Origin of the sequence: Nocardioides panaciterrulae, from assembly GCF_013409645.1 — a bacterium.
GTDB classification, from domain to species: Bacteria; Actinomycetota; Actinomycetes; order Propionibacteriales; family Nocardioidaceae; genus Nocardioides; species Nocardioides panaciterrulae.
In genome coordinates this window covers 332,307-356,457 of the sequence record NZ_JACCBG010000001.1, presented here as the reverse complement: position 1 = coordinate 356,457, position 24,151 = coordinate 332,307, and the positions used below count along the sequence as shown (strand labels likewise).

The following is a 24,151-nucleotide window of genomic DNA, read 5'->3' as shown; positions in this document are numbered from 1 at the left end:
CCGGGCCCACCCCCGCACCCACCCCTGGATCGGGGCCTGCATCGGGGTGGCCGGGAGATGCCGGTCACCCCGCCTTGCACGGGCTTCGACCATCCTCCTATCATTTTGTTACCGGTCAGTAGGACCTGCGTGCTGGCCCTCCCGCAACGACATCGAGAAGGTGGATCAGTGAGCCACTACAAGAGCAACCTGCGCGACATCGAGTTCAACCTGTTCGAGGTGCTCGGCCGCGACGAGGTCCTCGGCGCCGGCCCGTTCGCCGAGGTGGACGGCGAGACCGCGCGCGAGGTGCTGGCCGAGGTCGACCGCCTGGCTCGCGAGGACCTGGCCGCGTCGTACGAGGACAGCGACCGCAACCCGCCGGTCTTCGACCCGCAGACCCACGAGGCCCCCGTCCCCGAGTCGTTCAAGAAGAGCTACCGCGCCTGGATGGACGCGGAGTTCTGGCGTCTGCAGATCCCCGAGCAGCTCGGCGGCACCCCGGCGCCGTCGACCCTGAACTGGGCGATCGCCGAGATGGTGCTCGGCTCGAACGCCCCCGTGTGGATGTACGGCTGCGGCCCGGCGTTCGCCGGCGTCATCGACCGCAACGGCAACGACCGCGACAAGCGGATCGCCCAGATCATCGTCGAGCGGGAGTGGGGCACCACGATGGTGCTCACCGAGCCCGACGCCGGGTCCGACGTGGGCGCCGGCCGGACCAAGGCCACCGCGAACGACGACGGCTCGTGGAACATCGAGGGCGTCAAGCGCTTCATCACCTCGGGCGAGCACGACATGAGCGAGAACATCATGCACCTCGTGCTGGCCCGCCCGGTCGGGGTCGAGGGCGCCGGCGGCCCCGGCACCAAGGGCCTCTCGCTGTTCCTGGTGCCGAAGTTCCACTTCGACCACGAGACCGGCGAGCTGACCGGCGAGCGCAACGGCGTCTACGTCACCAACGTCGAGCACAAGATGGGGATCAAGGTCTCCAACACCTGCGAGGTGACCTTCGGCGACCCCGCCAACGGGGGCGGCGAGCCCGCCCGCGGCTGGCTGCTCGGCGAGGTGCACAACGGCATCGCGCAGATGTTCCAGGTCATCGAGAACGCCCGGATGATGGTCGGCACCAAGGCCATCGCGACGCTGAGCACCGGCTACCTCAACGCGCTCGACTACGCCAAGAACCGGGTCCAGGGCGCCGACCTGAGCCGGGCCGCGGACAAGACCGCGCCGCGCGTGACCATCACCCACCACCCCGACGTGCGCCGCTCGCTGATGGTGCAGAAGTCGTTCGCCGAGGCGATGCGCGCGCTGGTGCTCTACACCGCCTCCTGGCAGGACCGGGTGATGCTCGCCGACCACGCCGGCGAGCGCGACGAGCTCGCGGAGAAGATCAACGACCTGCTGCTGCCGATCGTCAAGGGCTACGGCTCCGAGCGCTCGTGGGTGCTGCTGGGCACGGAGTCGCTGCAGACCTTCGGCGGCTCGGGCTTCCTGCAGGAGTACCCGCTCGAGCAGTACGTCCGCGACGCCAAGATCGACACGCTCTACGAGGGCACCACCGCGATCCAGGGCCAGGACTTCTTCTTCCGCAAGATCGTCAAGGACCAGGGCAAGGCGCTGGGCCACCTGGCGAACGAGATCCAGGCCTTCGTCGACAGCGGGGCGGGCAACGGCCGGCTCAAGGTCGAGCGCGAGCTGCTCGCCACCGCGCTCGAGGACGCCAACGCGATCGTCGGCGCGATGATCAACGACCTGATGTCGGCCGACCCGAGCGGCGACGGCGGCGACCTGCGCAACATCTACAAGGTCGGCCTGAACACCACCCGGCTGCTGATGGTGCTCGGCGACGTCGTCTGCGCCTGGCTGCTGCTGCGCCAGGCCGAGGTCGCGCTGGAGAAGCTCGGCGGGAACCCCGGGAAGGACCAGGCCTTCTACGAGGGCAAGGTCGCGGCCGCGCAGTTCTTCGCGCGCACCAACCTGCCGCGGCTGACCGCGGAGCGGGCCATCGCCGAGGCCACCGACCTGTCGGTCATGGACCTCGACGAGGCAGCGTTCTGAGCTGGCGCCCTGCCCCGACGGCCCGTCCGCTCCTCCGGGAGCGGGCGGGCCGTCGCCGTTCTCGGCGACACCATGAGAAAGAGGGCTTCCGGCCGCCTTGAACAAACGTTTGTTCAAACCGGACCACGTCCTTCCTCAGGTCGCAGCGCGTCTGTCGGGGACGCCTCGGATCACGGGTCGGCCACCTCGACGTGGCTCACGACGTACTCGATCTCGTCGTCGGCTCCGTTGTCCGACCGGTCGACGAGGACCCGCGTCGGGTACGGCTGTCCGTCCGGCCAGTCGACGTCGACCCGGTCGGCGGTCCTGTCCTCGGCCGCGTCGATCACGTCGTTGATGGTCAGGCGCTGGAAGGACTCGGGCTCGCCTGCCAAGGTGCCGCCGCGACGAGCCTCCACCCACTCGGCGGAGCCGACCCGCCCGTCGACGACGCGGACGAGGACCGCGGCCCCACCGTGGAGGCAGAAGCATCTGACAATGAGCTGGTAGCTGTAGTCGTCCGGCTGGAAATGCGGACGGTCCGCCCTCTCGCCGGTCGAACAGCCCGAGACCGCGAGCATCGTGGCCGCGGCCGCGGCCAGCGTGACTGCCGGCGCCGTGGACCAAAGACCGCTACCTCGTGGCATCGCAGGACTCCCCGTCACATCCGGCCGCACGCCGGGGCACCCCAGCCTGCCATGCAGACTCGGCAGCCGTCCGGGAGTCGGCCCTCTCAGCCCTCGACCGGCGCCGTACGACGGCGCACGCTCCAGCGCCACACCTCGTCGACGCCCCACACCAGGAACGGCATCGGGACCAGCAGCGCGACCTGCCACCACTGCGGTGCCGTGGTCCCGAACACCGGCTGCAGCGGCGGCAGCAGCACCACGAACCCGGCGAAGACCAGCTCGGAGGCGATCCCCCACAGCAGCAGGGGGTTGGTGAGCAGCCCGGTCTGCGCCAGCGAGGCGCGCTCGGTGCGCGAGGCGACCGCGGTGCCGATCTGGCAGGCGACGATCGCCAGGAAGGACATCGTCGTGGCCTGCACCCACACGTGGTGCAGCGGTCCGCTGGAGACGCTGTCGCCCCAGCCCCAGCCGCCCTGGACCAGGGTCGCCAGGAACAGCGCGATCACCAGCAGCGCGGTCGTGCCGCCCATCAGCCCCCAGGCGCGGCCGAGCATGGCGGCGTCGATCACGTTCTGGCCCCGACGTCTCGGCGGTCGCTCCATGATCCCCTGCTCCGCCGGCTCGCGGCCCAGCGCGAGCGCGGGCAGGGTCTCGGTCCCGAGGTCGATCGCGAGGATCTGCATGACGGTCAGCGGCAACGGGATGTGCCCGCCGGCAAGCGCGTAGAGCAGGAACGGCACCACCTCGGGCGTGGCGTGGGCGAAGATGTAGACGATGAACTTGCGAACGTTGTCGTAGACGCGGCGCCCGGCCTGCACGGCACTGACGATCGTGGCGAAGTTGTCGTCGGTCAGCACCATCGTCGCGGCCTCGCGGGCCACATCGGTGCCGGAGCGGCCCATGGCGACCCCGATGCTGGCCTTGCGCAGCGCCGGCGCGTCGTTGACGCCGTCTCCGGTCATCGCCACCACATGCCCCTGGGACTGCAGGGCGTCGCCGATCCGCAGCTTCGCCTCCGGGGAGCTCCGGGCGAAGATCAGCTCCTCGTTCTCGGCCAGCAACGCGTCGAGGTCGGCCTCGGGCATCCGTTCCAGCTCCGCGCCGGTCACGACCCGGGTGCGGTCGGTGCCGATGCCGACCTGGCGGGCGATGGCGCGCGCGGTCAGGCCGTGGTCGCCGGTGACGACCAGCAGCCGGATGCCCGCGGTGTGACACCTCGTGACCGCGTCCCGCACCTCGGGTCGCGGCGGGTCGACCATCGCGACCAGGCCGAGCAGGGTCAGCCCCGACTCCGCGGCCTCGCGGCCCAGCCCGTCCAGCTCCCCCGGCGCGACGGCCCGCTCAGCCAGGGCGAGCACCCGCAGGCCCTGCCGGGCCCAGCGGTCGATCAGGGCGGCCACGTCGAGGTGCAGCTCCTCGGTGAACGGCACGGCGCCCTCGCCGTTCGCGACCAGGCTGCAGCGCGGCAGCACCTCCTCCGGAGCACCCTTGCAGCGCAGCAGCAGCCGGTCGTCCACCTCGTCGACCGTGGACATCCGGCGCAGCGCCGGGTCGAAGTGGAACTGCGCCCGCCGGGTCGGGTGCCCGGAGTCGACCGGCACCCCGACGGCGTCGGCCAGGTAGAGCAGCGCGAGCTCGGTCGGGTCGCCGCCCCGACGGTCGGGGTCGGCCGGGTCCCACCGGGCGTTGTTGCAGGCGGTGCCGGCGGCCGCGAGGCGTCGTACGAGGTCGGACGGGGCGGCGGGCGGGGCGGCGGGCGGGGCCGTGAGGTCGTGCTCGCCGTCCCCGCTCCAGGCGCGGACCACGCGCATGGAGTTGAGCGTCAGCGTGCCGGTCTTGTCGGTGCAGATCACGCTCGTGGAGCCGAGGGTCTCCACCGCGGAGATGCGCTTGACCAGGGCGCCCTGGCGGGCCAGCAGGCGGACGCCGACGGCCAGGGCCAGGGTGATCGTCGGCAGCAGTCCCTCGGGGACGTTGGCGACGAGCAGCCCGATCGCGAAGTTCACGGTGTCGGCGAGGGTGAGCCCACCGAGCAGGGTCCCCAGCGGGATGAACCCGACGCCCATCGTCACCGCGACGGCGGCGATCAGCCACGCCACCCGCTTGACCTGGGTCTCCAGTGGGCTCTCGGTGTACTCGCTGCGCTGGCTGAGCGCCGCGATCCGCCCGAGCTCGGTGTTCATGCCGGTCGCGAAGACCACGGCGGTGGCCTCGCCCTCGGTGCAGCCGGTGCCGCTGAAGACGATGTCGCGCGCCTCCAGCAGCGGGCCGTGGTGGTAGCCGGGCAGCGGCGTGCGCAGCACCGGCAACGACTCGCCGGTCAGCGTGGAGATGTCCAGCTCCACGCTCCCCTCGAGCAGCCGCGCATCTGCGGAGACCCGGTCGCCCTCGGCCACCACGATCACGTCGCCGGGCACCAGCTCGCGCGCGTCGACGCTGCGCACCTCCCCGTCCCGGCGCACGGTCGCCCGGGGCGGGAGGTACTCGGTCAGCGCCTCGACCGCGCGCTCGGCATGCCGCTCCTGGACGAACGCGAAGCCCGCGTTGAGCAGCACCACGCCGACGATCGCGACCGACAGCGGCGGGGTGCCCCCGACCCAGGCCAGCGCCGCGGCCGCCCAGAGCAGCAGCGCCAGCGGGTGCACCAGCTGGCGCCCGAGCTGGCCCGGCCAGGTGCGGCGCGCCCGGCGTACCAGCTCGTTGCGCCCGCTCACCTCGAGCCGGCGGGCGGCCTCGCGGTCGGTGAGCCCCTCCGGGCGGCTGCGCAGGTCCCGCAGCAGCCGGTCCAGCGCCTCCTCGGGGTCGACGAGGCGTCCCTGCTCGGCCACCTGGTCCCCTCTCGCCGCGGGCGCTGCTCCAGCCCTACGCGACCGGCCCGGCGTGGGGCAGGGCCGAAGGTCGCCCCCGGGGCGTACCGTCGGGCCATGGGTCTGGGAGTCGGAGTCGTCCTGCTCGTGATCGGGCTGGTCCTCCTCACCGGCGCGGTCGACCTGCCCTCGGCGGTCACCGACGTCGTCGACACCGGCGTGGTGGGCTGGATCTGCGTCGTGGTCGGGGTGCTGGGCCTGGCGCTGTTCCTCACCACCGGGCGCCGGCGCTCGCACGTCGAGCAGCGACACGACGGCTGAGCCGGACCGTAGCGTTCGCCAGGTGCTCGACGCCTCCCTCGCCGGCCTGCTGACCGGCCTGTCCCTCATCGTCGCCATCGGCGCCCAGAACGCCTACGTGCTGCGGCAGGGGCTCGCGCGCGAGCACGTCGGCGCGGTGGTGACGATCTGCACCGCCTCCGACGTGGTGCTGATCCTCGCCGGGGTCGCCGGCATCGGCTCGGTCGTCGAGGCCGCGCCGGCGGCGCTGACGGTGGTGCGCTGGCTCGGCGCCGCCTTCCTCGGGTGGTACGGCGTCGGGTCGCTGCTGCGGGCCCGGCGGACCGAGTCGCTGCGGGCCTCCTCCGGCGGCGTCACCTCACTGCGCGCGGCCACCGGCCGGACCGTGGCGCTCACCTGGCTGAACCCGCACGTCTACCTCGACACGGTGCTCCTGCTCGGCACCGTCGCCAACCACGAGGGCGATGCCGGCCGGTGGTGGTTCGCCCTCGGGGCGTGCGTGGCGAGCACGGCGTGGTTCACCGGCCTCGGGTACGGCGCCCGGCTGCTCGCGCCGCTGCTCGCCCGGCCCGGCGCCTGGCGGGTGCTCGACACGCTCATCGGGGTCGTGATGCTGGTGATCGCCGTCCGGCTGGCGCTGGGGTGACCCCTCGCCGGGCCTCGGCAGACGGCCGGGGACGCAGGCGCCCGGGCCCACTGAGGGGCCTTGACAACCGCGGGACCACCCGCGAGTGTTGGCCGTCACAATCGTGAAAACGTTTCCACACTTTTTGCATAGGTGGTTCACATGACATCGTCCGACGCCCTGACCGGGACGACGAGCCGGCAATCGGTGGCCCCGGGGACCGGGAACCGCCGCCTGGTCATCGCGTTCGGCCTGCTGCTGATCATCACGCTGGGCTACATCGACCGGGTGAACATGTCGGTGGCCGCGCCGCACATCATCGACGCGTTCGGGCTCTCCAACGGCCAGTTCGGGATCGCCTCCTCGGCGTTCAGCTGGACCTACGCCCTGTGCCTGGTCCCCGTGGGCGTCCTCGCGGACCGGGTCGGGACCAGGGTGATGCTGCCGCTGGCGATCGTGCTCTGGTCGCTCGGCGCGGGCGGCACCGGGCTGGTGGTCGGCTTCGGATCCCTGATCGTGGCGCGCCTGGTGATGGGCGTCGGCGAGTCGCCGGTCTTCCCGGCCGGCAACCTGGTGATCCGGGAGTGGGCCCCGGCCACCGAGCGCGGGCGGTTCAGCGGATTGCTCAACGCCGGCCAGCTCGCGGGGCCTGCGGTCGGCGCGGTCGTGGCCGCCTACCTCGTCAGCACCGCGGGCTGGCGCACCTCGTTCTTCATCCTGGGCGGGTTCGGCGTGCTGGTCGGGCTGGTCTGGTTCGCGATCTACAGCAAGCCGGAGGCGAGCCGGTGGCTCGCCGGCGACGAGCGGGACCACATCCTCGCCACCCGCGACACCGCCGAGGCCGCCCGCGCGATCCCCATGGGGCTGGGATCCCTGCTGCGCACCAGGACGATGTGGGGCCTGATGGTGACCCAGGGGTGCGCGGTCTACACCAACTACCTGTTCCTGTCCTTCCTGCCGCTCTACCTGGTGGACACCCGCGGCTTCGCGGACCTCGGCGCCGGCTGGGTGACCGGCGTGACCTACGGGGTCGCGGCCGTGGGCAGCCTGATCGCGGCGGCGGTGAGCGACCGTTCGCTGCGCGGCAAGGACGTCAGCGGCGGCGCCCGGCGGACCTCCCTGATCGTGATGATGCTGCTCGGCCTCCCGCTGCTCGCGCTGCCGTGGGTCACGAGCACCGTCCTGGTCGTCGTGCTGATCTCGTGGGTGCTCGTCGCCGCCATCTCCTCGATCTCGCTGAACTACGCGCTCGGCGGGGACCTGACCGTGGACCGCGCCTCGGCGGGTCGCGTGTTCGGGCTGATGACGCTGGGCGGCAACGCGTTCGGCCTGCTCGCCCCGATCGTGACCGGCTACCTGGTCGACTGGACCGGCAGCTACACCTGGCCGTTCATCGTCGCCGCGGTGCTGCTGTTCGTCGGCAGCGGGGTCACCACCGTGTTGTCGCGGCGGCCGCTGCAGCCGGCGGGGGCGGTGACCGCGTGAGCGAGTCCCCGACCGCGCCGGTCCGCTACTCGGCGCACCGGCTGGCGACCGGCTTCCCCGGCCGGTCGACGACCCACGTCGGCATGGGGTGGAGCTCGGTCTACCTGGTGCAGGCCGCGGGTGCCACGGTCCTGGTGGACACCGGCCCGCCGGCGTACGTCAGCCTGCTCAAGGCCGGGCTCGCCGAGCTCGGCCTTCGGCCCGGCGACGTCACCCATGTCCTGGTGACCCACCTGCACTGGGACCACGTCTGCAACTTCACCATGTTCGACAGCGCCCAGGTGGTGGTGGCCGAGGCCGAGCTCGACTGGGCCTCCCGGCAGCCCGCCGGCACCCTCCACGTGCCCGACGTGCACGTGGAGAAGCTGCAGCGGGTGCGCGACCAGCTGCTGCTGGTGCGCGACGGCGAGCAGCCGCTCCCGGGGATCAGCGTGCTCGCGACTCCCGGCCACACGCCCGGCCACGTCGCCTACCAGGTCCCCACCACCCACGGCGACCTGCTGTTCGCCGGCGACGCCGTGAAGAACCGCCGGGAGCTCGCGACCGGCGAGGCGGAGTCCACGCTGGACCCGGACGCCAGCCGCGCGTCGATCCTCGGGCTGCGGGACCGGCTCGCCGGCGACCCGGGCAGCGCGCTGGTGCCGGGCCACGACGTACGCCTGGGCTGGCGGGACGGGGACGTGACGATCCTGGAGCCCCTGGACTGTGATGTCGTGGCCTATGTGGGCGAGCATGGTGCGCCGGTGCGCCGGTCGCTGGCGTGAGGAGGGGGACGGTTCGATGGCCACGCTGAAGGCGGTCGCCGCACACGCCGGGGTCTCGATCGCCACGGCGTCGCGGGCCCTCTCCGGCCACCCGCGCGTGGACCCGCACACCCGCGAGCGCGTCCAGCAGGCCGCGGTCGCGGTCGGGTACCGGCCCAACGCCACGGCCCGCGCGCTGAAGAGCAACCGGTCCTCGCTGGTCGGGCTGGTGCTGCCCAACGTCGACAGCCACTTCTATGCCGGCATCTCCACCCGCATCCAGAAGACCCTCGGCGAGGAGGGCTACCAGGTCATCATGTGCCTGCACGGGGAGGACCCCGCCGTCGAGCGCGAGCACCTCCTGCGCCTGCAGAGCCTGCCGGTCGCCGCGATCGTGCACGCCCCCACCAGCGGGCGCAGCGCCCAGGAGGTGTACGCCGAGGCCGGGGTCGAGGGGCCCTACGTCGTCGAGGTGAACCGCCACTCGGCCGACGAGCGCACCGACGCGGTGTGCTGCAACGACTTCGAGGGCATCCACCAGCTGGCCGGCACCCTGCTCGGGCACGGCCACACGCGGATCGCCATGATCACCGCCCAGCCGCGGGAGTCCACCGCGACGGAGCGGCTGGCCGGACTGCGGGCGGCGTTCGAGGACGCGGGGGTACGGTTCGACGCCGACCTCGTCTACGCCAAGGAGTACTCCGAGGCCTGGGGCCGCGACGCGCTGCGCCAGATCATGGCGCTGCCGGAACCGCCGTCGGCGGTCATCGTGCCCGCGAACGTGCTGGTGCTGGGTGCGCTGGAGGCGGTCGCCGACCTGCGGCTCTCGATCCCGGAGGACCTGTCCCTGGTCACCTTCACCGACTTCCCGTGGCACCGGCTCTACAACCCCCCGCTGACCAGCTTCGAACGCCCCCACGACGCCATGGCCTACGAGGTCTGCCGCCTCCTGGTCCGCCACCTGAACGAGGCCGGGCAGGCGCCGCCCGACCACCCCACCGTCGTGCGGGTCCCCGGACAGCTGAAGATCCGCGCCTCGATCAAGACCCTGGCGTCGACCGCGACGCCGACCTCGAAGAACCCCCAGGAGCCAGTCGCATGAGCCACCCCGAGTCCCAGCCCGCCACGGAGACGGCCGGGAGCCGGCCCGGTGGGGGCGAGCCGTCGGCGCCCCGCCGGCGCGCGGTCACGTCGTACGGCGATGAGGGCTTCAGCGGGTTCCTCCGCGGCGCCTTCCTGGCCGGCTCCGGTCGCGACCGCGAGGATCTCGCCCGGCCGGTCGTCGGCGTCGTCGACACCAGCTCCGACTTCAACCCCTGCCACCGGCAGATGCCGCAGATCGTGGACAGCGTCAAGCAGGGCGTGCTCGAGGCCGGCGGCCTGCCGATGGTCTTCCCGACCATCAGCCTCGGCGAGATCCTGTTGTCGCCGACCTCGATGCTGTTCCGGAACCTGATGGCCATGGAGACCGAGGAGATGGTGGCCGCGCAGCCGATGGACGCGGTCGTGCTCATCGGCGGGTGCGACAAGACCGTGCCCGCCCAGCTCATGGCGGCCGCCTCCGGCGACGTGCCGGCCATCGTCGAGGTGACCGGGCCGATGATCACGAGCACCTGGCGCGGTGAGCGGCTCGGGGCCTGCACCGACTGCCGGCGGATGTGGGCCAAGCACCGGGCCGGCGAGCTGGACGAGCAGGAGACCGAGGAGGTGCAGGGCGCGCTGGCGACCACCCCCGGCACCTGCATGGTCATGGGCACCGCCTCCACGATGGCCGCCATGGCCGAGACGCTCGGCATGATGCTGCCCGGCGGCGCCACCCCGCCGTCCGCCACCGGTGAGCGGCTGCGGCACGCGACCGCCACCGGTCGTCGCGCCGTGGAGCTCGCGCGCACCGGCACCGTGGCGCGGGACATCCTCACCCGGGAGGCGTTCGAGAACGCGCTGACCGTGCTGGCGGCGATCGGTGGGTCCACCAACGCCGTCGTGCACCTGCTCGCGATCGCGCGCCGGGCCGGCGTCGACCTGACCCTGGACGACTTCGACGAGGTGGCCCGACGCATCCCGCTGCTGCTGGACCTCAAGCCGTCCGGCCGCGGCTACATGGAGGACTTCCACCGCGCCGGGGGCGTCCCGGTCCTGCTGACGGCGCTGCGCGACCACCTCCACCTCGACACCGTCGGCGTCCTCGGGGTGCCGCTGCGGGAGCTGCTGGCGGGCGTCGAGCCGCCGGCGACCTGGCAGGACACCATCCGCACCCCGGCCGACCCGCTCGGAGACGCCGGCGCGCTGGCGGTGCTGCGCGGGTCGCTCGCGCCGGACGGAGCGGTGCTGAAGGTCTCCGCGGCCTCGCCCGAGCTGCTCGAGCACACCGGCCCGGCCGCGGTGTTCGACTCCCCCGCCGACGCCGTCGCCCGGCTCGACGACCCCGACTCCGGGATCACCGCCGAGCACGTGCTGGTCCTCCGCAACGCCGGCCCGGTCGGCGCCGGGATGCCGGAGGCCGGGTCGCTGCCGATCCCGAAGCACCTGGCAGCCCAGGGCGTCACCGACATGGTCCGCGTCTCCGACGCCCGGATGAGCGGCACCTCCTACGGCACCGTGGTGCTGCACTGCGCGCCCGAGGCCGCGGTCGGCGGCCCGCTCGCGCTGGTCCGGGACGGCGACCTGATCCGCCTGGACGCCCCGCAGCGCCGCATCGAGCTGCTCGTGCCGGAGCAGGAGCTCGAGGCCCGGCGCGCGGAGCTGCGGCCTCCACAGCCGCCGGCCCGGGGCTGGCGCCGGTTGTACGCCGAGACCGTGCAGCAGGCCCACCTCGGCGCCGACCTGGACTTCATGGGGCCGGCCGGTGAGTGACTTCTCCGCACCCCGGCTGGACGCGCCGCGCCTCTCCGACCTCCTCGGTCGCCGGGCCCCGAACCTGACCCTGCACCGGCTGCGGCGACGGTCGCCCCGGACAGCGCCGGCGGGCGACCCCGCGGAGCGCGCGTACGCCGCGCTGCGGCCGCACCTGGGCGCGGTGCGCCCCGGCGACTCGGTCGCGATCGGCGTCGGCAGCCGCGGCATCAACGACATCGGCGGCGTGGTGACGGGCATGGTCCGGGCGCTGCGCGAGATCGGCGCCGAGCCGTTCGTCGTCCCGGCCATGGGGTCCCACGGCGGCGCCGACGCCGACGGGCAGCGCCAGACCCTGGCCTCGCTGGGGGTCACCGAGGAAGCGGTCGGCGCGCCGGTGCGGGCCACGATGGAGACCGTCTCGCTGGGACGGGTCGAGGACATCGACGTGGCCATCGACGCCTACGCCGCCGTGGCCGACCACATCGTGCTCACCAACCGGCTCAAGAGCCACACCTCGTTCAGCGGGCAGGTGGAGTCCGGGCTGGCCAAGATGCTGGCGATCGGGTTCGGCAAGCAGCACGGCGCCGAGGAGCTCCACCGGCTCGGGCCCACCCAGATCGAGCGCCGGATCCGCGCCGCGGCCCGGCACATCTGCGCGGTCCGTCCGGTGCTCGGCGGGGTGGCGCTGGTGGAGACCGAGACCAAGGAGCTGGCGGTCGTCGAGTTCGTGGACGCCGACGGGATCGGCGGAGCGCGCGAGGCCGAGCTGCTGGTGCAGGCCAAGCAGCACGAGCCCCGGCTGCCGTTCGACCAGCTCGACGTGCTGATCGTGGACGCGATGGGCAAGAACTTCTCGGGCACCGGCATGGACACCAACGTGATCGGCCGCCGGATGGTGCGCGGCATGCCGGAGATCCCCACGCCGAGGGTCACCAACATCGTCTGCCTCGAGGTCACCGCGCAGTCGCACGGCAACGCCGTGGGCCTCGGGCTCGCGGACTTCATCCCGGCCCGGGCGCTGGCCGGCGTGGACCCGGTCGCGACCTACGCGAACACGCTGACCGCCGGGTCCCAGGGGGTGCAGCGCGCCCAGATCCCGATCACCCTGGCCGACGACGCCGACGCGGTCGCCGCGGCCATCCTCACCTGCGACGTGGCCGACCCGAGCCGGCTCCGGGTGGCCCGGATCAGGAACACCCTGCACCTCGACGACCTGCTGGTCACCGAGCCGCTGCTGGAGGAGGCGCGGCAGGCCTACGACGACCGGGCCGAGCGCACCGCCCTGTTCGGAGCCGAGGGGGAGCTCGGGGCCTGGTGAGGCCCCGGCCGCCGGCGGCGCGACCTCAGCCGGCGCGGCCTCAGCCGGCGCCGCCCAGGGGCAGCACCAGGGACGCCTCACCGTCGGCGCCGACCCGGACCGGAACGCCCCAGTCCTGCTGGTGCATCCGGCAGGCGGCGCCCTCGCCGCCGTCCTCGTCGCAGGAGGCGGCCCGGGCCGCGACGTGCAGCACGCCCTCCCCCACGGTCGGGTCGAGGGTGAGCCGGCGGACCAGGTCGCTGCCCCGGCCGCCGCCGTCACGGATCAGTGCGGGCGGGGTCGCCTCGACGATCAGCTGCGACGACGGCCCGAACCGGTCGTCGACCTTCTGGCCGGGCGGCGGCTGGAAGGTCACGACCAGCTCCAGTGCCCCGGTCACCTCGGTGACCGGTCGCTGCGTGGAATGGGCGAATCCCTCGGTCCGCGTGGCGGCGGTGCCGAGCGGGAGCCGGGTCAACCGGTGCGCGCCGGACTCCACCACCACGAGCAGGTCGCCGTCGACGAACGACCCGCTGGGCTCGGCCAGGCCGGTCGCCAGCGTCGACATCTCGCCGGAGGCCGGGTCGTAGCGGCGGACCGCCCCGTTGTAGGTGTCGCAGGCCGCGACGCTGCCGTCGGGCAGGACCGTGACGCCGAGGGGGTGCTGCAGCAGCGCCTGCTCGGCCGCGCCGTCGCGGAAGCCGAAGTCGAAGAGGCCCGAGCCGACCGCGGTGTGGACGCCGGCCGGGTCGATCCACCGCAGCGAGGAGGTCTCGCTGTCGGCCAGCCACAGCCGGTCGCCGGCCGGGGCCAGCCCGCTGGTCTGGGCGAACCACGCCTCGGGCGCCGGCCCGTCCAGCAGCCCCTCGTTGGTGGTGCCGGCCGCCACCTCGACCGCGCCGGTGCGGGGGTCGAAGGTCCACACCTGGTGGATGCCGGCCATCGCGATCCAGACCCGGTCCTGCCACCAGGCCACGTCCCACGGGCTCGACAGCCGGCCGGTGCCGTCGCCCTGCATCCATTGGGTGCCGTCTCCGGCGAGCACCCGGACCTCGCCCGAGGCCAGCTCGATGCCCCGCAGCTGGTGGTGGACGGTGTCGGCGACGACGACGTCGTACCCGACCCCGGCGGCGACGTCGGCCGGCAGCAGGCACAGGCCGTTGGGCTCCTTGAAGCCGCCGAGGCGCCGCAGCACGCGGTCCTCGGCGTCGAGCTCGACCACCTCGTCGTGGCCGGCGTCCGCGACCAGCACCCGGCCGTCGTCGAGGCGCACCGCCTTGGCCGGGAAGCGCAGGTCGGTGGGCTCCACGACCGGCGGGACGTACGGCGAGTCGCCGGACCGGAGCGTGCCCTTCGCGCGGTGCTCCTCGACCAGCTCGGCCAGCAGCGCGTCGATCGCGTGGGCGTGGCCCTCGCCGGCGTACTGCGCCACGACGTACCCCTCGGGGTCGACCAGCACCAGCGTCGGCCAGGCGCGGGCGGTGTAGGCCTGCCAGGTGACCAGCTCGGGGTCGTCGAGCACCGGGTGGTGCACGCCGTAGCGCTCGACCGCCTGGGCCAGCGCGACCGGGTCGGCCTCGTGCACGAACTTCGGCGAGTGCACGCCGACGACGACGAGCTCCTCGGCGTACTTCTCCTCCACCGGGCGCAGCTCGTCGAGGACGTGCAGGCAGTTCACACAGCAGAAGGTCCAGAAGTCGAGGAGGACGTGGCGACCGCGGAAGTCCGCGATCGAGTAGTCCTTGCCGCCGGTGTTCAGCCAGCCGCGGCCACGGAGCTCAGGGGCACGTACACGCACCCCGCCATTCTCCGGGGTGACCATCGGCCCTGTGTCGGCAGGGGCCGGCGACGCAGCGTGAAGACCAGCAGAGGTGGGACGAGGGGGCAGGCGAGAGGAGCCGCGATGACCATGCCGCTCGAGCAGGCGACCGGGCCCCTGCACGGTCCCGAGCGCCAGCCCTACGGCTACGCCGGCGGACAGGGGCGCGTGGTGGTCGCGGGCCGGGTCGTCGAGCTGCCGGTGTTCTACCACCGGGTGGACTGCTTCTTCTCGGTCCACCTCGCGTCGTACGACGCGGTGCGCGAGGCGCTGCCGAGCCGGGAGATCGTGCCGGTGCGCTGGTTCGACGGCCGCGCGGCGATCGAGGTGGCCGCGCTGCGCTACCTCGACGTGACGGCGGCGGCGGACGGTGGCGCGGTGCGGCTCGCGCCCTACGCCGAGCTGCTGATCTCCCCGCTGGTGTCGCGGCACGTGCTGCCGCCGGGGGTCGCGATGCTCGCCTCGGAGCAGCTGAAGGTCGGCAGCTTCGTCGCGGACGCGGCCGTGACGACCATCGAGGGCCGCGACCTGGCGCGGGAGGGGTTCGGCTTCCCGGCGTTCATGGCCGACCTGGCGTTCCTGGACGCACCGAAGGAGCAGGCGGTGGTCGTCTCCGAGGGCGAGCAGTCGATCCTGAGCCTGCGGGTGCGTCCCGGCGGCCGGATGGCCCGGGTGCACCAGCCGTGGGTGCTCTACTCCTCGCTGGGTGGCGCCCTGCTGGAGACGCGCTCGCCCGCGACCGGGTGGCGGCTGGGGCGCACCGGCCGCCGTTCCGCCTCGCTCACGCTCGGCGACCACCCGGTGGTGGAGCGGCTGCGCGAGCTGGGCCTGGACACCGAGGCGCTCGCCTCGGCGACGTACCTGGGCCTGCGCCGGATCCTGCCCGCCGGTCACGTGGTGGCCGACGCGCGGGCCTGGCCGGGGCACGCCGGCGAGGAGCGGGAGGAGGGCCGGTACGTCGTGGACCACGGCGGCACCGCGCACGCGCCTATGCTGCGCGGGTGACCCAGCCCCTGCGCACCGCCGTCAGCCTGCCCACGTTCGGCGACCTCGACGCGCGCACGATCGGTGAGCTCGCGGCGACCGCGGAGCAGGCCGGGTGGGACGGGGTCTTCTGCTGGGACCACATGCTCTACGACCCGGTCGGCCGCGGCGTCGCGGACACGACCGTCGCGCTGACCGCGATCGCGCTGGCCACGAGCCGGGTCCGGTTCGGGCCGCTGGTCATGCCGCTGGCCCGGCGCCGACCGTGGAAGGTGGCGCGCGAGATCGCCTCGCTCGACCTCCTCTCCGGCGGCCGGTTCGTGCTGGGCGTCGGCAACGGCGACGACCTCGACTTCGCGCCGGTCGGCGACCCCGCGCCCGCCCGCGACCGGGCGGCGGTGCTCGACGAGTCGCTGGGGCTGCTGCAACGGCTGCTGACCGAGGACGCCCCCGTCACCCACCACGGCGCCGCGTTCGACGTGCGTGAGGTCCAGCTCCACGCCGCCCCCGCGCAGGAGCGCGTCCCGGTCTGGGTGGCGGGCAGGTGGCCGCACCGCCGGCCGCTGCAGCGCGCCGCCCGGTGGGACGGCGTGGTGCCGCTGTGGCCCGGCTTCGCCGTCCCCTCCCCCGAGGAGTTCGCCGCCTGCCTCAACGTCGTCCGCGACGCCCGCGCCGGGACCGACCGCGAGGACGCGGAGTACGACGGGGTGCTGTGGCTCCAGCCCGACGAGGAGCCGAAGCACCCGCCCGCGGCGTACGCCGAGGTGGGCGTGACCTGGTGGGTCCGGTCGTTCGACCCGGCCGCCGACCTGTCCAGCGTGCGCCGGCGGGTGGAGGCGGGACCGCCCACGACGGACTGAGCGGCGCCCCCGACCGGGTGCCGCCCGACCTGGCGGCCGGAGGCACCTTCTAGGCTGCCCCGCATGACCGATCGCGGACGGCTTGCCGGCTATGTCGACACCTGGTGGCAGGCGGTCAACGACCTCCTCGACCTGCTCGAGCAGGTGCCGGCCGACCGGTGGCGGACGCCGACCGACCTGCCGGGCTGGGACGTGCACGCGGTGGCCGCCCACCTCGCCCACCTCGAGGCGGTCCTCGCCGGCGCGCCCGAGGAGCAGGTCGAGATCGGCGAGGCCGCCCACGTGCGCGGCCCGATGGGCGTCTACCTCGAGCAGGGCGTGGTCGCCCGCCGCGACCGCACGCCCGACGAGCTGCTCAACGAGATCCGGGAGGCCGCCACCGCCCGGCACACCGCGCTGCTGGCCGACCCGCCAACCGACGGGTCCGCGCGGCCCGCGCGCATCTTCGGTGAGGTGCCGTGGGACTGGGAGCGGCTGCTGCGCAACCGTCCGCTGGACGTGTGGATGCACGAGCAGGACATCCGCCGGGCTGTGGACCTGCCCGGCGGGATGGACTCGGCCGGGGCCCGACACACCGCGGCCTACCTCGCGGAGAGCCTCGGCTTCGTGCTCGCCAAGCGAGCGGGTGCCCCGGCGGGCACGACCGCAGTGCTTGACGTCGGCGGCCAGCCCCCGGTGGCGTACGTCGTCGGCGCGGACGGCCGCGGCGAGCCGCTGGCCGAGATGCCGACCGAGCCCACCGTGTGCCTGCGGCTGGAGCGCGAGGCGTTCATCGTGCTCGCCGGCGGTCGCCGCGAGCCCGACCCGGGGTGTGTGGAGGTCAGCGGCGACCAGGATCTCGGCCGCCGGATCCTCGCGTCGTTCGCGGTGACGCCCTGATGCCGGCGCCGCAGACCGGCCCGGTCGACGCCTGGCAGCTCGCGGACATCCCGGACCAGGCCGGGCGGACGGTCCTGGTCACCGGCACCACCGTCGGCGGCCTCGGACACCACACGGCCCTGGAGCTGGCCCGTCGGGGTGCGCGGGTGGTGCTCGCGGGCCGGCGGCCCGAGCGGCTCGCCGCGACCGCCCGCACCATCACCGGAGAGGTCCCCGAGGCCGAGCTGGAACAGCTGGTCGTCGACCTCGCCGACCTCTCGTCGGTGCGACGGGCCGCGGCCGAGGCCGCCGGCCTGGGCCCGATCGACGTGCTGGTCAACAACGCCGGCGTGATGGCCCCGTCCTACCACCGCACGGCCGACGGGCTCGAGTCGCAGATGGCCACCAACCACTTCGGCCCGTTCCTGCTGACCGGCCTGCTGCTGCCGCAGCTGACCGCGAGCGCGGCGGCCACCGTGGTCACGGTCAGCTCGCTGATGCACCGGGTCGCCCGGTCGGCGCCCCTCGGCGACCCGCTCCAGCAGCGCGGCCGCTACTCCCGGTGGCCGGTCTACGGGCAGTCCAAGCTGGCCAACCTGCTCTTCACCCACGAGCTCGACCGGCGCTGCCGGCGCGCCGAGCTGCCGGTCCGGGCGCTCGCCGCGCACCCCGGCTTCGCCGGCACCCACCTGGTGGTCAACGGATGGTTCGGCCGCAACAGCGGCGGCCTCGCCTCGATCCTCGACGCCGGGGTGAGGGCGGTCTCCCAGCCGGCCACTGCGGGCGCCTGGCCGCTGCTGATGGCCGCCACCGCGGACCTGCCCGGCGGCACCTACTGCGGGCCGGGGGGCCCCGGCGAGGTGCGGGGTGCGCCCCGGGTGGTCGGCAGCTCCCGGCTGTCGCACGACGAGGTCGCGCAGCGCCGGCTGTGGGAGCTCAGCGAGGAGACGACGGGGCTCCGCTACCCCTGAGCCGCCCTGAACCGGCCTGAATCGTGCGGGGTGCCGCGGACCTGACGGCGCGGGCCGTCACGTGCGGCGGACGGTGAGGACGTCGCCCGGCTGGCAGTCGAGCGCGTCACAGATGGCGGCCAGCGTCGAGAAGCGGACGGCCTTGGCGCGCCCGTTCTTCAGCACCGAGAGGTTGACGACGGTGATGCCGACGCGGTCGGCGAGCTCGGTGAGCGTCATCCCGCGCTCGGCGAGGAGCCGGTCGAGGTGCACGACGACCTGGCCGTCGGGGCCGGCCTGCTTCGCGGGCGTCATACGGTCGCGTCGACCTCCTCCTGCAGCGGCACGGCCAGTCGCAGGATCCGCGCGAAGGTCAGGATCCCAACGCCGACCACGACCAGCACGAGCGAGATGTGCGGATGGGTGAGCTCCCGGACCCACGACTGGTGGCGGACCGCCGCGGAGATCACCACCCCGCGGCCTGCGGCGGCGAGGAACGGCCAAGTCAGGCTCCAGGCGAGGACGAACCAGCCGAGCCGGCGGGTCCGGCGTGCGGTCTCCGGCGTGAACATCCCGGCGGTGCGCGCCACCCAGATCGTCCTGCGGATGAGCAGCAGCGAGACCACGACGAACGCCAGCTGGCCGACCGGTTCGACCCGCGCCGCGCTCCATTGCCACCAGGTCGCGTCGCTCAGGCAGATCCGCCACGTGTCGCTGCTCGCCGAGGCTTCCGAGTGGCGCAGACCGTAGACGCCCTCGCTCGGCCGGTAGCCCGGGCCGGAGCGGTAGACGATCGGCACCGAGGAGCCGCCGGCAGCCACGACGCAGCTGTCGTCGTCGCCGATCGTCGCGTAGGACACGGACACCGAGTGTCCTGTCGCCACCTGGAGCGCGGCGACCGCCAAGCACGCGAGGAACCCGCCCACGACGAGCCACAACAGCCAGTTGACGACCACCTCGACGGGACCGAAGGGGTCGCGCTGCGGACGCTGTCCCATGAGCACTCCATATCGTTCGTCGTTACAACGAGAAACGATATGCAGGCCGGTGGCGCCGCGTGTGCGAAACCGTCGGATCAGCGGTCGGACGACGCAGAACCAGCCCTGCGGAGCGCGGGGCCGTGAGAGGGTCGCGGCCGTGAGAGGGTCGCGGCCGTGAGCAGTGAGGCGAGGACCGGCAGCATGGACGTGCGGTGGATCCATGGATCACGGTCGCGCCGGCACCGGACCGATCCGCCCCTCCAGGCGCACCGGTATCGCGACGACACCGTGATCCTGCGCCAGAGCAAGGACGCGACCTTCGAGGCGCCGTTCGTCTTCCTCCTGCTCGGCACCGAACGGGCGCTGTTGCTCGACACCGGCGCGGTGGAGGACTCCACGCTGCGGCAGGCCGTCGACCGGCTGGTCGACGACTGGCTGACCGAGCACCCCCGCCCCGGCTACCAGCTCGTGGTGGCCCACACCCACGGTCACGGCGACCACGTGGCCGGTGACGCGTCCTTCGCGGACCGTCCGGACACCGTGGTCGTCGGCAGGTCGGCGGAGGACGTGCAGGCGTTCTTCGGCTTCACCCGGTGGCCCGACCAGGTCGTCGAACTCGACCTCGGGCAGCGACGCCTCGAGCTGACCGGCATACCCGGCCACCACGCCGCCTCCCTCGCGCTCCACGACGAGCGGACCGGCCTGCTGTTCACCGGCGACTCGGTCTACCCCGGCCGGATCTACGTCACCGACTTCCCGGCGTTCGTCGACAGCATGGACCGGCTGGTCGAGCTCACCGAGGCGCGCACAGTCACGCACGTGCTCGGGTGCCACATCGAGATGACCCGAGAGCCACGGCGTGACTACCACTTCGGTTGCCGCTACCAGCCGGACGAGCCGCCGCTGCAGATGACGGTGGCCCAGCTGCGCGCGCTCCGCGACGCGGCCGTCTCGGTCGCCGGCCGGCCGGGCGTGCACCGCTTCGACGACTTCATCCTCTTCCACGGGATGGGCGTGCGGGCACAGCTGCCGCTGCTGGCGCGCGCGGCCGCCGGTCGCGCGCGGGACCTGTGGCGCCGTCGCTAGGTCCCGCGGCGGCCGGCCGCGAGCTCGGCTACGGCTGCCACCGCTCGGAGGACTCGCGGGCCGCGGTCAGCACCACCGCCGCCTCCGGCTGGCTCCCCTGGTCGAGCACGGTCGTCACCAGCAGCGGGGCGAGCGCGCCGGGCAGCCGGCCCGGGGGCAGCGGGTCCCGGGCGAGCACCACACCGCCGACGACGTGCGCGAGCACCGCCGGGTCGGTGAGCACGAGCTGGTGCTCGGCGTCGAGCCACACCGAGGCCGGCACGGCGGCCCTGAACAGCCCCCCGGGTCGTGCCGCCTCCACCCGGCTGCCCGGGATCCGGCCGATCAGGTCCCCGAGGCCGGGAACACCGAGGGCGCGCAGCACCGACGCCAGGACGGCCGTCACCTGCTGCTCGTCCGTCGGGTCGACGTACCCCTCCGGCGGCTGGAAGGTCATGACAGCGGCAGGACCAGCGTCGGCGTCACAGCGTTGCCGCTGCCGACCTTGCGCACCGCGGTGCCGGAGGTGAAGAACTCCAGCGTGTGGGTGCCCCACATCCACTCCGAGGCGGACCACTCGACGCCGGTGACGCCGTCGGCCTGCACCCGCTCGGCCTCCTGCTGCATCCGGGTCAGCGCGAGCTCCCGGGCGTCGTAGTAGCCCTGGGTCCACTGCGGCATCTCCACGTTGCGCCCGATCTGCTTCAGGGTCTGCAGCAGCCCCTGCGCCGCCACGTGCCAGACGCAGACACCCATGACGAACTCGACCGGCACGTGACCGGTCTGCAGCAGGGTGTAGAAGTCCTGCACGTTGAGGTGGCTGGTGAACGGCTTCCCGTCGGGGCGGCGGTAGGCGCCGGGGTCGTCCTTGGAGACCACCGAGGTGCCGACCGCGATGAACTCGATGTGGTCCGCGCTCAGCCCGTGCTGGCGGAAGGTCAGCCTGGTGCCCACGACGCCGTCGGCACCCACCTGCTCGGCCTCGGCGAGCATCCGGCCCATGGCGTTCATGCGGGCGGTGTACATCGCCTGGCTGAGCACCTGGAGCTCGACGGACTGGCGGAGGTTCTGCTGCTGCCAGCCGATGTGGAACACCGAGGAGCCCATCACGAACTCGCGCGGCGCGAACCCGGCGGTGTCGAGCAGCGCGAACTCGCTGACCGAGAGGTCGGAGGTCCACACTTTCCCGACCTCGCCCAGCCGGGCGGAGGCGATGGCGTCGGGCTGCAGCTCGGACATCGAGGCTCCTGGGCCGCTCGTGAGGAGGGCTCGTCCCGTCGGGTCGCGAACTCGGGCGGCCTCGACCCGGGGCCGCCCGGACCGAGTATGGCCCAGCTCACTCCCCGGGCGCTTCCACGACCCCCCGGAACTCGTCGTACCTCCGGTCCGGTCCGGGCGTCGCCTCGCTAAGGTGCCGTGCTGACCGGCACCCCGCTCGGGGAGGCCGCCCACCCCCGTGGGTAGACACGTCAGGAGCCCGAGATGAGCACCAGCCAGCAGCAGCAACCGGAGGCGCCCCCCACCGCCGGGCGAGACCGGCAGACCCCGATGCAGCGGTTCACCCGCCTGTGCGTCCGCTACGTCGAGCAGCTGATGCCGGATCCCTACCTGTTCGCGATCATCCTGACCCTGCTCGTGGTGGCGATGGTCTTCGTGTTCGTCCCGGGCGCGACCGTGACCGGCGTCGTCGACGGCTGGTACGCCGGGGTGTGGGGGCCGAGCAACATCTTCGCGTTCGCCATGGAGATGGTGCTGATCCTCGTCAGCGGCTACACGCTGGCCGAGGCCCCGCCGGTCAAGCGCGGGCTGACCTGGCTGGCGAGCAAGCCGCGGACCCAGACCCAGGGCGCCCTGCTGTGCTTCGTGTGCGCGGCCGTGGCCAGCCTGCTGAACTGGGGACTCGGCCTGGTCGTGGGCGCGCTGCTGGCCCGCCAGATCGCCGCCCGGCTGCGGGGCGCGAACTTCGGGTACATCGTCGCGGCCGGCTACATGGGCTACATGCTGTGGACCAACGGCCTGTCCAGCTCGATCGCGCTGGCGAACACCGACACCTCCAGCCCGCTCAACGTCATCTACTCGGTCACCCACCAGACCGTCCCGCTGAGCCTCACGGTGTTCCAGCCCTACAGCTACCTGGCCGTGCTGGTGGCGTTCGTGGCGCTGGCGTTCGCGATCCTGCGCATGTCCCCCAGCGACGCACCCGAGATCGACCCGGCCGTCTTCGAGCTCGACGCGGACGCCACGCCGGACACCGGCCGCCCGACCACGTTCGCCCAGCGGCTGGAGAACCTCTGGGTCCTCAACGTGATCTTCTTCCTCGCCGGTGCGGCGTACTTCGTGCACAGCGGGTTCGCGCTCAACATCGGCTCGATGGTCATGCTCTTCACGATCCTCGCCGCGCTGCTGCACTGGACGCCGATCCGGTTCATCCGGTCGTTCACCACCGCGGCCAAGACGTCCGGCCCGCTGCTCCTGCAGTACCCGTTGTACGGCGGCATCATCGGGCTGCTCGCCTACGCGCCCGCCCACGGCGTCCGCCCGCTGCAGGCGGTGATCGCCACCGCGCTGGTGTCCGGCGCCACGGCCACCACGCTGCCGTTCTTCAACTACCTCGGCTCGCTGATCATCTCGCTCTTCGTGCCCTCCGGCGGCGGTCACTGGGGCGTGCAGGGACCCGTCGCGGTCAGCGCCGCGGTGCAGCTGCACCAGACCTCGCCGGAGTACCTCGGCAAGGTCTCGATGTCGGTGGCGGCCGGCGAGGCGGTGGCCAACATGATCCAGCCGTTCTGGCTGCTGCCGGTGCTGGCGATCGCCCGGCTCAACGTCCGCCAGGTGATGGGCTACACGGTGCCCGCGTTCCTGATCGGGCTGGTCGTCTTCGGCGCCGCCTGTCTGGCGATGCCCTTCCTGTGAGCGCCGGCCGGCGGCGGCTCCGAGCCGCCGCCGGCAGGCCCGGCGAGTCGTTCCAGCACCGCCCGCAGCGGCGCCCACCGGTCCCGGCCCCGCCGGGTCACGGCGTAGGCACGTAGGCGCACCCGGGGCTCGGTGAGCGGCCGCACCGTCACGCCGCGCCGGGACGTCCGGCCCCGGGGCAGCAGCGCGACGCCCCGGCCGGCCGCGATGAGGTCTTCGACGAGGTCCAGCGCGTCCACCCGGTGCACCACCCGGGGCGTGAAGCCCGCCATCGACGCGAGCGTGCGCAGCACCTCCTCGTCGGCGGTGTGCCGGGAGTTCACGATCCAGTCGCGGCCGGCGTAGGCCGCGAACGGCGCCCGCCGCTCGGGGGTCGGCACGCCGAGCCCCCACTCGACCGCCCAGAGCGCGCTGACGTCGTGGTCGCTGCGCCAGGAGGCGGGGGCGAGGTCGTAGTCGTAGGCGAGCGCGAGGTCGACGTCGTCGCGATCCAACAGCTCCAGGGCCTCCGGCGGCTCGTGCTCGCGCAGCCGCACCTCGACGCCGGGATGGGTCCGCGCGAGGTCGTCGAGGGCGGGCACCAGCGAGCGCCGGATCGCGGTCGCGAACCCAGCCACCCGCACCACGCCGATCGGCTCGGCGGTCGGGTCCAGGTCCAGACGCGCGGCCTCGACCGCCGCGAGGATGGAGACCGCGTGCTCCGCCAGCCGGCGGCCGGCCGGCGTCAGGCGCACGCGCCGGCCGTCGGGCTCGACCAGCGCCGTCCCGGCGTCCCGGGCCAGCGCCGCGATCGCCTGGGAGACGTTCGACGTGCTGGTGCCCAGCTCGGCCGCAACCTCGTGCATCGAGCCGAGCCGGGAGAGCTCGAGCAGCATCTGCAGGCGGCGCAGGTCCATGCGGTCGATTGTTCAGTTCTCGTGAACACACTGTCCAGTCCGATCACGTGGACGTGAACAGCGTGGGCGCGTTCACTGGTGGG

At 73.5% G+C, this 24,151-nt stretch carries 22 protein-coding genes; 14 read left to right on the top strand and 8 right to left on the bottom strand.

The annotated features are described in order from the left end of the window. The first annotated feature begins 168 nt into the window (after positions 1-168). Positions 169-2,043 carry an acyl-CoA dehydrogenase C-terminal domain-containing protein gene (locus tag BJZ21_RS01685; protein ID WP_179662173.1) on the top strand — a complete coding sequence of 625 codons (1,875 nt, stop codon included), beginning with the start codon at positions 169-171 and terminating at the stop codon, positions 2,041-2,043. A gap of 170 nt (positions 2,044-2,213) precedes the next feature. Here the strand turns inward: BJZ21_RS01685 and BJZ21_RS01680 are convergent, their stop codons facing one another. Both BJZ21_RS01680 and BJZ21_RS01675 read right to left on the bottom strand, forming a co-directional pair. Beyond that, the gene (locus BJZ21_RS01680; RefSeq protein ID WP_179662172.1) at positions 2,214-2,669 is read right to left on the bottom strand and encodes a DUF6174 domain-containing protein; all 456 of its coding nucleotides are present in this window, start codon (positions 2,667-2,669) and stop codon (positions 2,214-2,216) included. 86 nt (positions 2,670-2,755) lie between these two features. Continuing rightward, the gene (locus BJZ21_RS01675) at positions 2,756-5,479 is read right to left on the bottom strand and encodes a cation-translocating P-type ATPase (RefSeq protein WP_218851228.1); all 2,724 of its coding nucleotides are present in this window, start codon (positions 5,477-5,479) and stop codon (positions 2,756-2,758) included. 96 nt (positions 5,480-5,575) lie between these two features. On the opposite strand from BJZ21_RS01675, the gene BJZ21_RS20550 reads away from it, so the two are divergent. The 7 genes from BJZ21_RS20550 to BJZ21_RS01645 all read left to right on the top strand — a co-directional run bounded on the left by BJZ21_RS20550 (position 5,576) and on the right by BJZ21_RS01645 (position 12,764). Further along, entirely contained in the window at positions 5,576-5,779 is a 204-nt protein-coding gene (locus tag BJZ21_RS20550; protein WP_218851227.1) for a DUF6458 family protein, read from the top strand. A gap of 22 nt (positions 5,780-5,801) precedes the next feature. Continuing rightward, positions 5,802-6,404: a LysE family transporter gene (locus BJZ21_RS01670; protein ID WP_179662170.1), complete on the top strand. Its 603-nt coding sequence runs from the start codon at positions 5,802-5,804 to the stop codon at positions 6,402-6,404. Positions 6,405-6,545: 141 nt separating this feature from the next. Then, positions 6,546-7,868: an MFS transporter gene (locus tag BJZ21_RS01665; protein WP_179662169.1), complete on the top strand. Its 1,323-nt coding sequence runs from the start codon at positions 6,546-6,548 to the stop codon at positions 7,866-7,868. Then, the gene (locus BJZ21_RS01660; protein ID WP_179662168.1) at positions 7,865-8,632 is read left to right on the top strand and encodes an MBL fold metallo-hydrolase; all 768 of its coding nucleotides are present in this window, start codon (positions 7,865-7,867) and stop codon (positions 8,630-8,632) included. The genes BJZ21_RS01665 and BJZ21_RS01660 overlap by 4 nt, the downstream gene beginning before the upstream one ends. A 16-nt stretch (positions 8,633-8,648) precedes the next feature. Further along, a complete protein-coding gene (locus BJZ21_RS01655; protein WP_179662167.1) occupies positions 8,649-9,713 on the top strand; it encodes a LacI family DNA-binding transcriptional regulator in 1,065 nt (354 codons plus the stop codon). Then, complete coding sequence (locus BJZ21_RS01650) at positions 9,710-11,464, top strand: dihydroxy-acid dehydratase (RefSeq protein WP_179662166.1); 1,755 nt, start codon at positions 9,710-9,712, stop codon at positions 11,462-11,464. Before BJZ21_RS01655 ends, BJZ21_RS01650 begins: the two co-directional genes overlap by 4 nt. Continuing rightward, complete coding sequence (locus BJZ21_RS01645) at positions 11,457-12,764, top strand: nickel pincer cofactor-dependent isomerase, group 22 (RefSeq protein WP_179662165.1); 1,308 nt, start codon at positions 11,457-11,459, stop codon at positions 12,762-12,764. The genes BJZ21_RS01650 and BJZ21_RS01645 overlap by 8 nt, the downstream gene beginning before the upstream one ends. 40 nt (positions 12,765-12,804) lie before the next feature. On the opposite strand, the gene BJZ21_RS01640 is transcribed toward BJZ21_RS01645, so the two are convergent. Then, positions 12,805-14,541, bottom strand: coding sequence for an NHL domain-containing thioredoxin family protein (locus BJZ21_RS01640; RefSeq protein WP_343051900.1), 1,737 nt, complete (start codon positions 14,539-14,541; stop codon positions 12,805-12,807). 105 nt (positions 14,542-14,646) lie between these two features. Here BJZ21_RS01640 and BJZ21_RS01635 point away from each other — a divergent pair, with 105 nt between their 5' ends. The 4 genes from BJZ21_RS01635 to BJZ21_RS01620 all read left to right on the top strand — a co-directional run bounded on the left by BJZ21_RS01635 (position 14,647) and on the right by BJZ21_RS01620 (position 18,235). Beyond that, on the top strand, positions 14,647-15,567 hold the full coding sequence (locus tag BJZ21_RS01635) for a hypothetical protein (protein ID WP_179662163.1): 921 nt from the start codon (positions 14,647-14,649) through the stop codon (positions 15,565-15,567). Beyond that, positions 15,564-16,406 (top strand): LLM class flavin-dependent oxidoreductase, encoded by an 843-nt coding sequence (locus BJZ21_RS01630; RefSeq protein WP_179662162.1) that lies wholly within the window; start codon positions 15,564-15,566, stop codon positions 16,404-16,406. Before BJZ21_RS01635 ends, BJZ21_RS01630 begins: the two co-directional genes overlap by 4 nt. A gap of 63 nt (positions 16,407-16,469) precedes the next feature. After that, positions 16,470-17,285 (top strand): maleylpyruvate isomerase family mycothiol-dependent enzyme, encoded by an 816-nt coding sequence (locus BJZ21_RS01625; RefSeq protein ID WP_179662161.1) that lies wholly within the window; start codon positions 16,470-16,472, stop codon positions 17,283-17,285. Further along, positions 17,285-18,235: an oxidoreductase gene (locus BJZ21_RS01620; RefSeq protein WP_179662160.1), complete on the top strand. Its 951-nt coding sequence runs from the start codon at positions 17,285-17,287 to the stop codon at positions 18,233-18,235. The genes BJZ21_RS01625 and BJZ21_RS01620 overlap by 1 nt, the downstream gene beginning before the upstream one ends. A 57-nt stretch (positions 18,236-18,292) precedes the next feature. Here BJZ21_RS01620 and BJZ21_RS01615 read toward each other — a convergent pair whose 3' ends face one another. Beyond that, the gene (locus tag BJZ21_RS01615; RefSeq protein ID WP_179662159.1) at positions 18,293-18,529 is read right to left on the bottom strand and encodes a helix-turn-helix domain-containing protein; all 237 of its coding nucleotides are present in this window, start codon (positions 18,527-18,529) and stop codon (positions 18,293-18,295) included. Continuing rightward, a complete protein-coding gene (locus tag BJZ21_RS01610) occupies positions 18,526-19,212 on the bottom strand; it encodes a DUF2975 domain-containing protein (protein ID WP_179662158.1) in 687 nt (228 codons plus the stop codon). The genes BJZ21_RS01615 and BJZ21_RS01610 overlap by 4 nt, the downstream gene beginning before the upstream one ends. Before the next feature lie 156 nt (positions 19,213-19,368). Here BJZ21_RS01610 and BJZ21_RS01605 point away from each other — a divergent pair, with 156 nt between their 5' ends. Beyond that, positions 19,369-20,280 carry an MBL fold metallo-hydrolase gene (locus BJZ21_RS01605; protein ID WP_218851225.1) on the top strand — a complete coding sequence of 304 codons (912 nt, stop codon included), beginning with the start codon at positions 19,369-19,371 and terminating at the stop codon, positions 20,278-20,280. A gap of 28 nt (positions 20,281-20,308) precedes the next feature. Here BJZ21_RS01605 and BJZ21_RS01600 read toward each other — a convergent pair whose 3' ends face one another. Both BJZ21_RS01600 and BJZ21_RS01595 read right to left on the bottom strand, forming a co-directional pair. After that, positions 20,309-20,716 (bottom strand): hypothetical protein, encoded by a 408-nt coding sequence (locus BJZ21_RS01600; RefSeq protein WP_179662157.1) that lies wholly within the window; start codon positions 20,714-20,716, stop codon positions 20,309-20,311. Beyond that, complete coding sequence (locus tag BJZ21_RS01595) at positions 20,713-21,498, bottom strand: heavy metal-binding domain-containing protein (protein WP_179662156.1); 786 nt, start codon at positions 21,496-21,498, stop codon at positions 20,713-20,715. The genes BJZ21_RS01600 and BJZ21_RS01595 overlap by 4 nt, the downstream gene beginning before the upstream one ends. A 243-nt stretch (positions 21,499-21,741) precedes the next feature. Here BJZ21_RS01595 and BJZ21_RS01590 point away from each other — a divergent pair, with 243 nt between their 5' ends. Beyond that, the gene (locus tag BJZ21_RS01590) at positions 21,742-23,172 is read left to right on the top strand and encodes a short-chain fatty acid transporter (protein WP_218851223.1); all 1,431 of its coding nucleotides are present in this window, start codon (positions 21,742-21,744) and stop codon (positions 23,170-23,172) included. Here BJZ21_RS01590 and BJZ21_RS01585 read toward each other — a convergent pair. After that, on the bottom strand, positions 23,100-24,068 hold the full coding sequence (locus tag BJZ21_RS01585) for a LysR family transcriptional regulator (protein ID WP_179662155.1): 969 nt from the start codon (positions 24,066-24,068) through the stop codon (positions 23,100-23,102). The genes BJZ21_RS01590 and BJZ21_RS01585 overlap by 73 nt on opposite strands. Between the last annotated feature and the right edge of the window lie 83 nt (positions 24,069-24,151).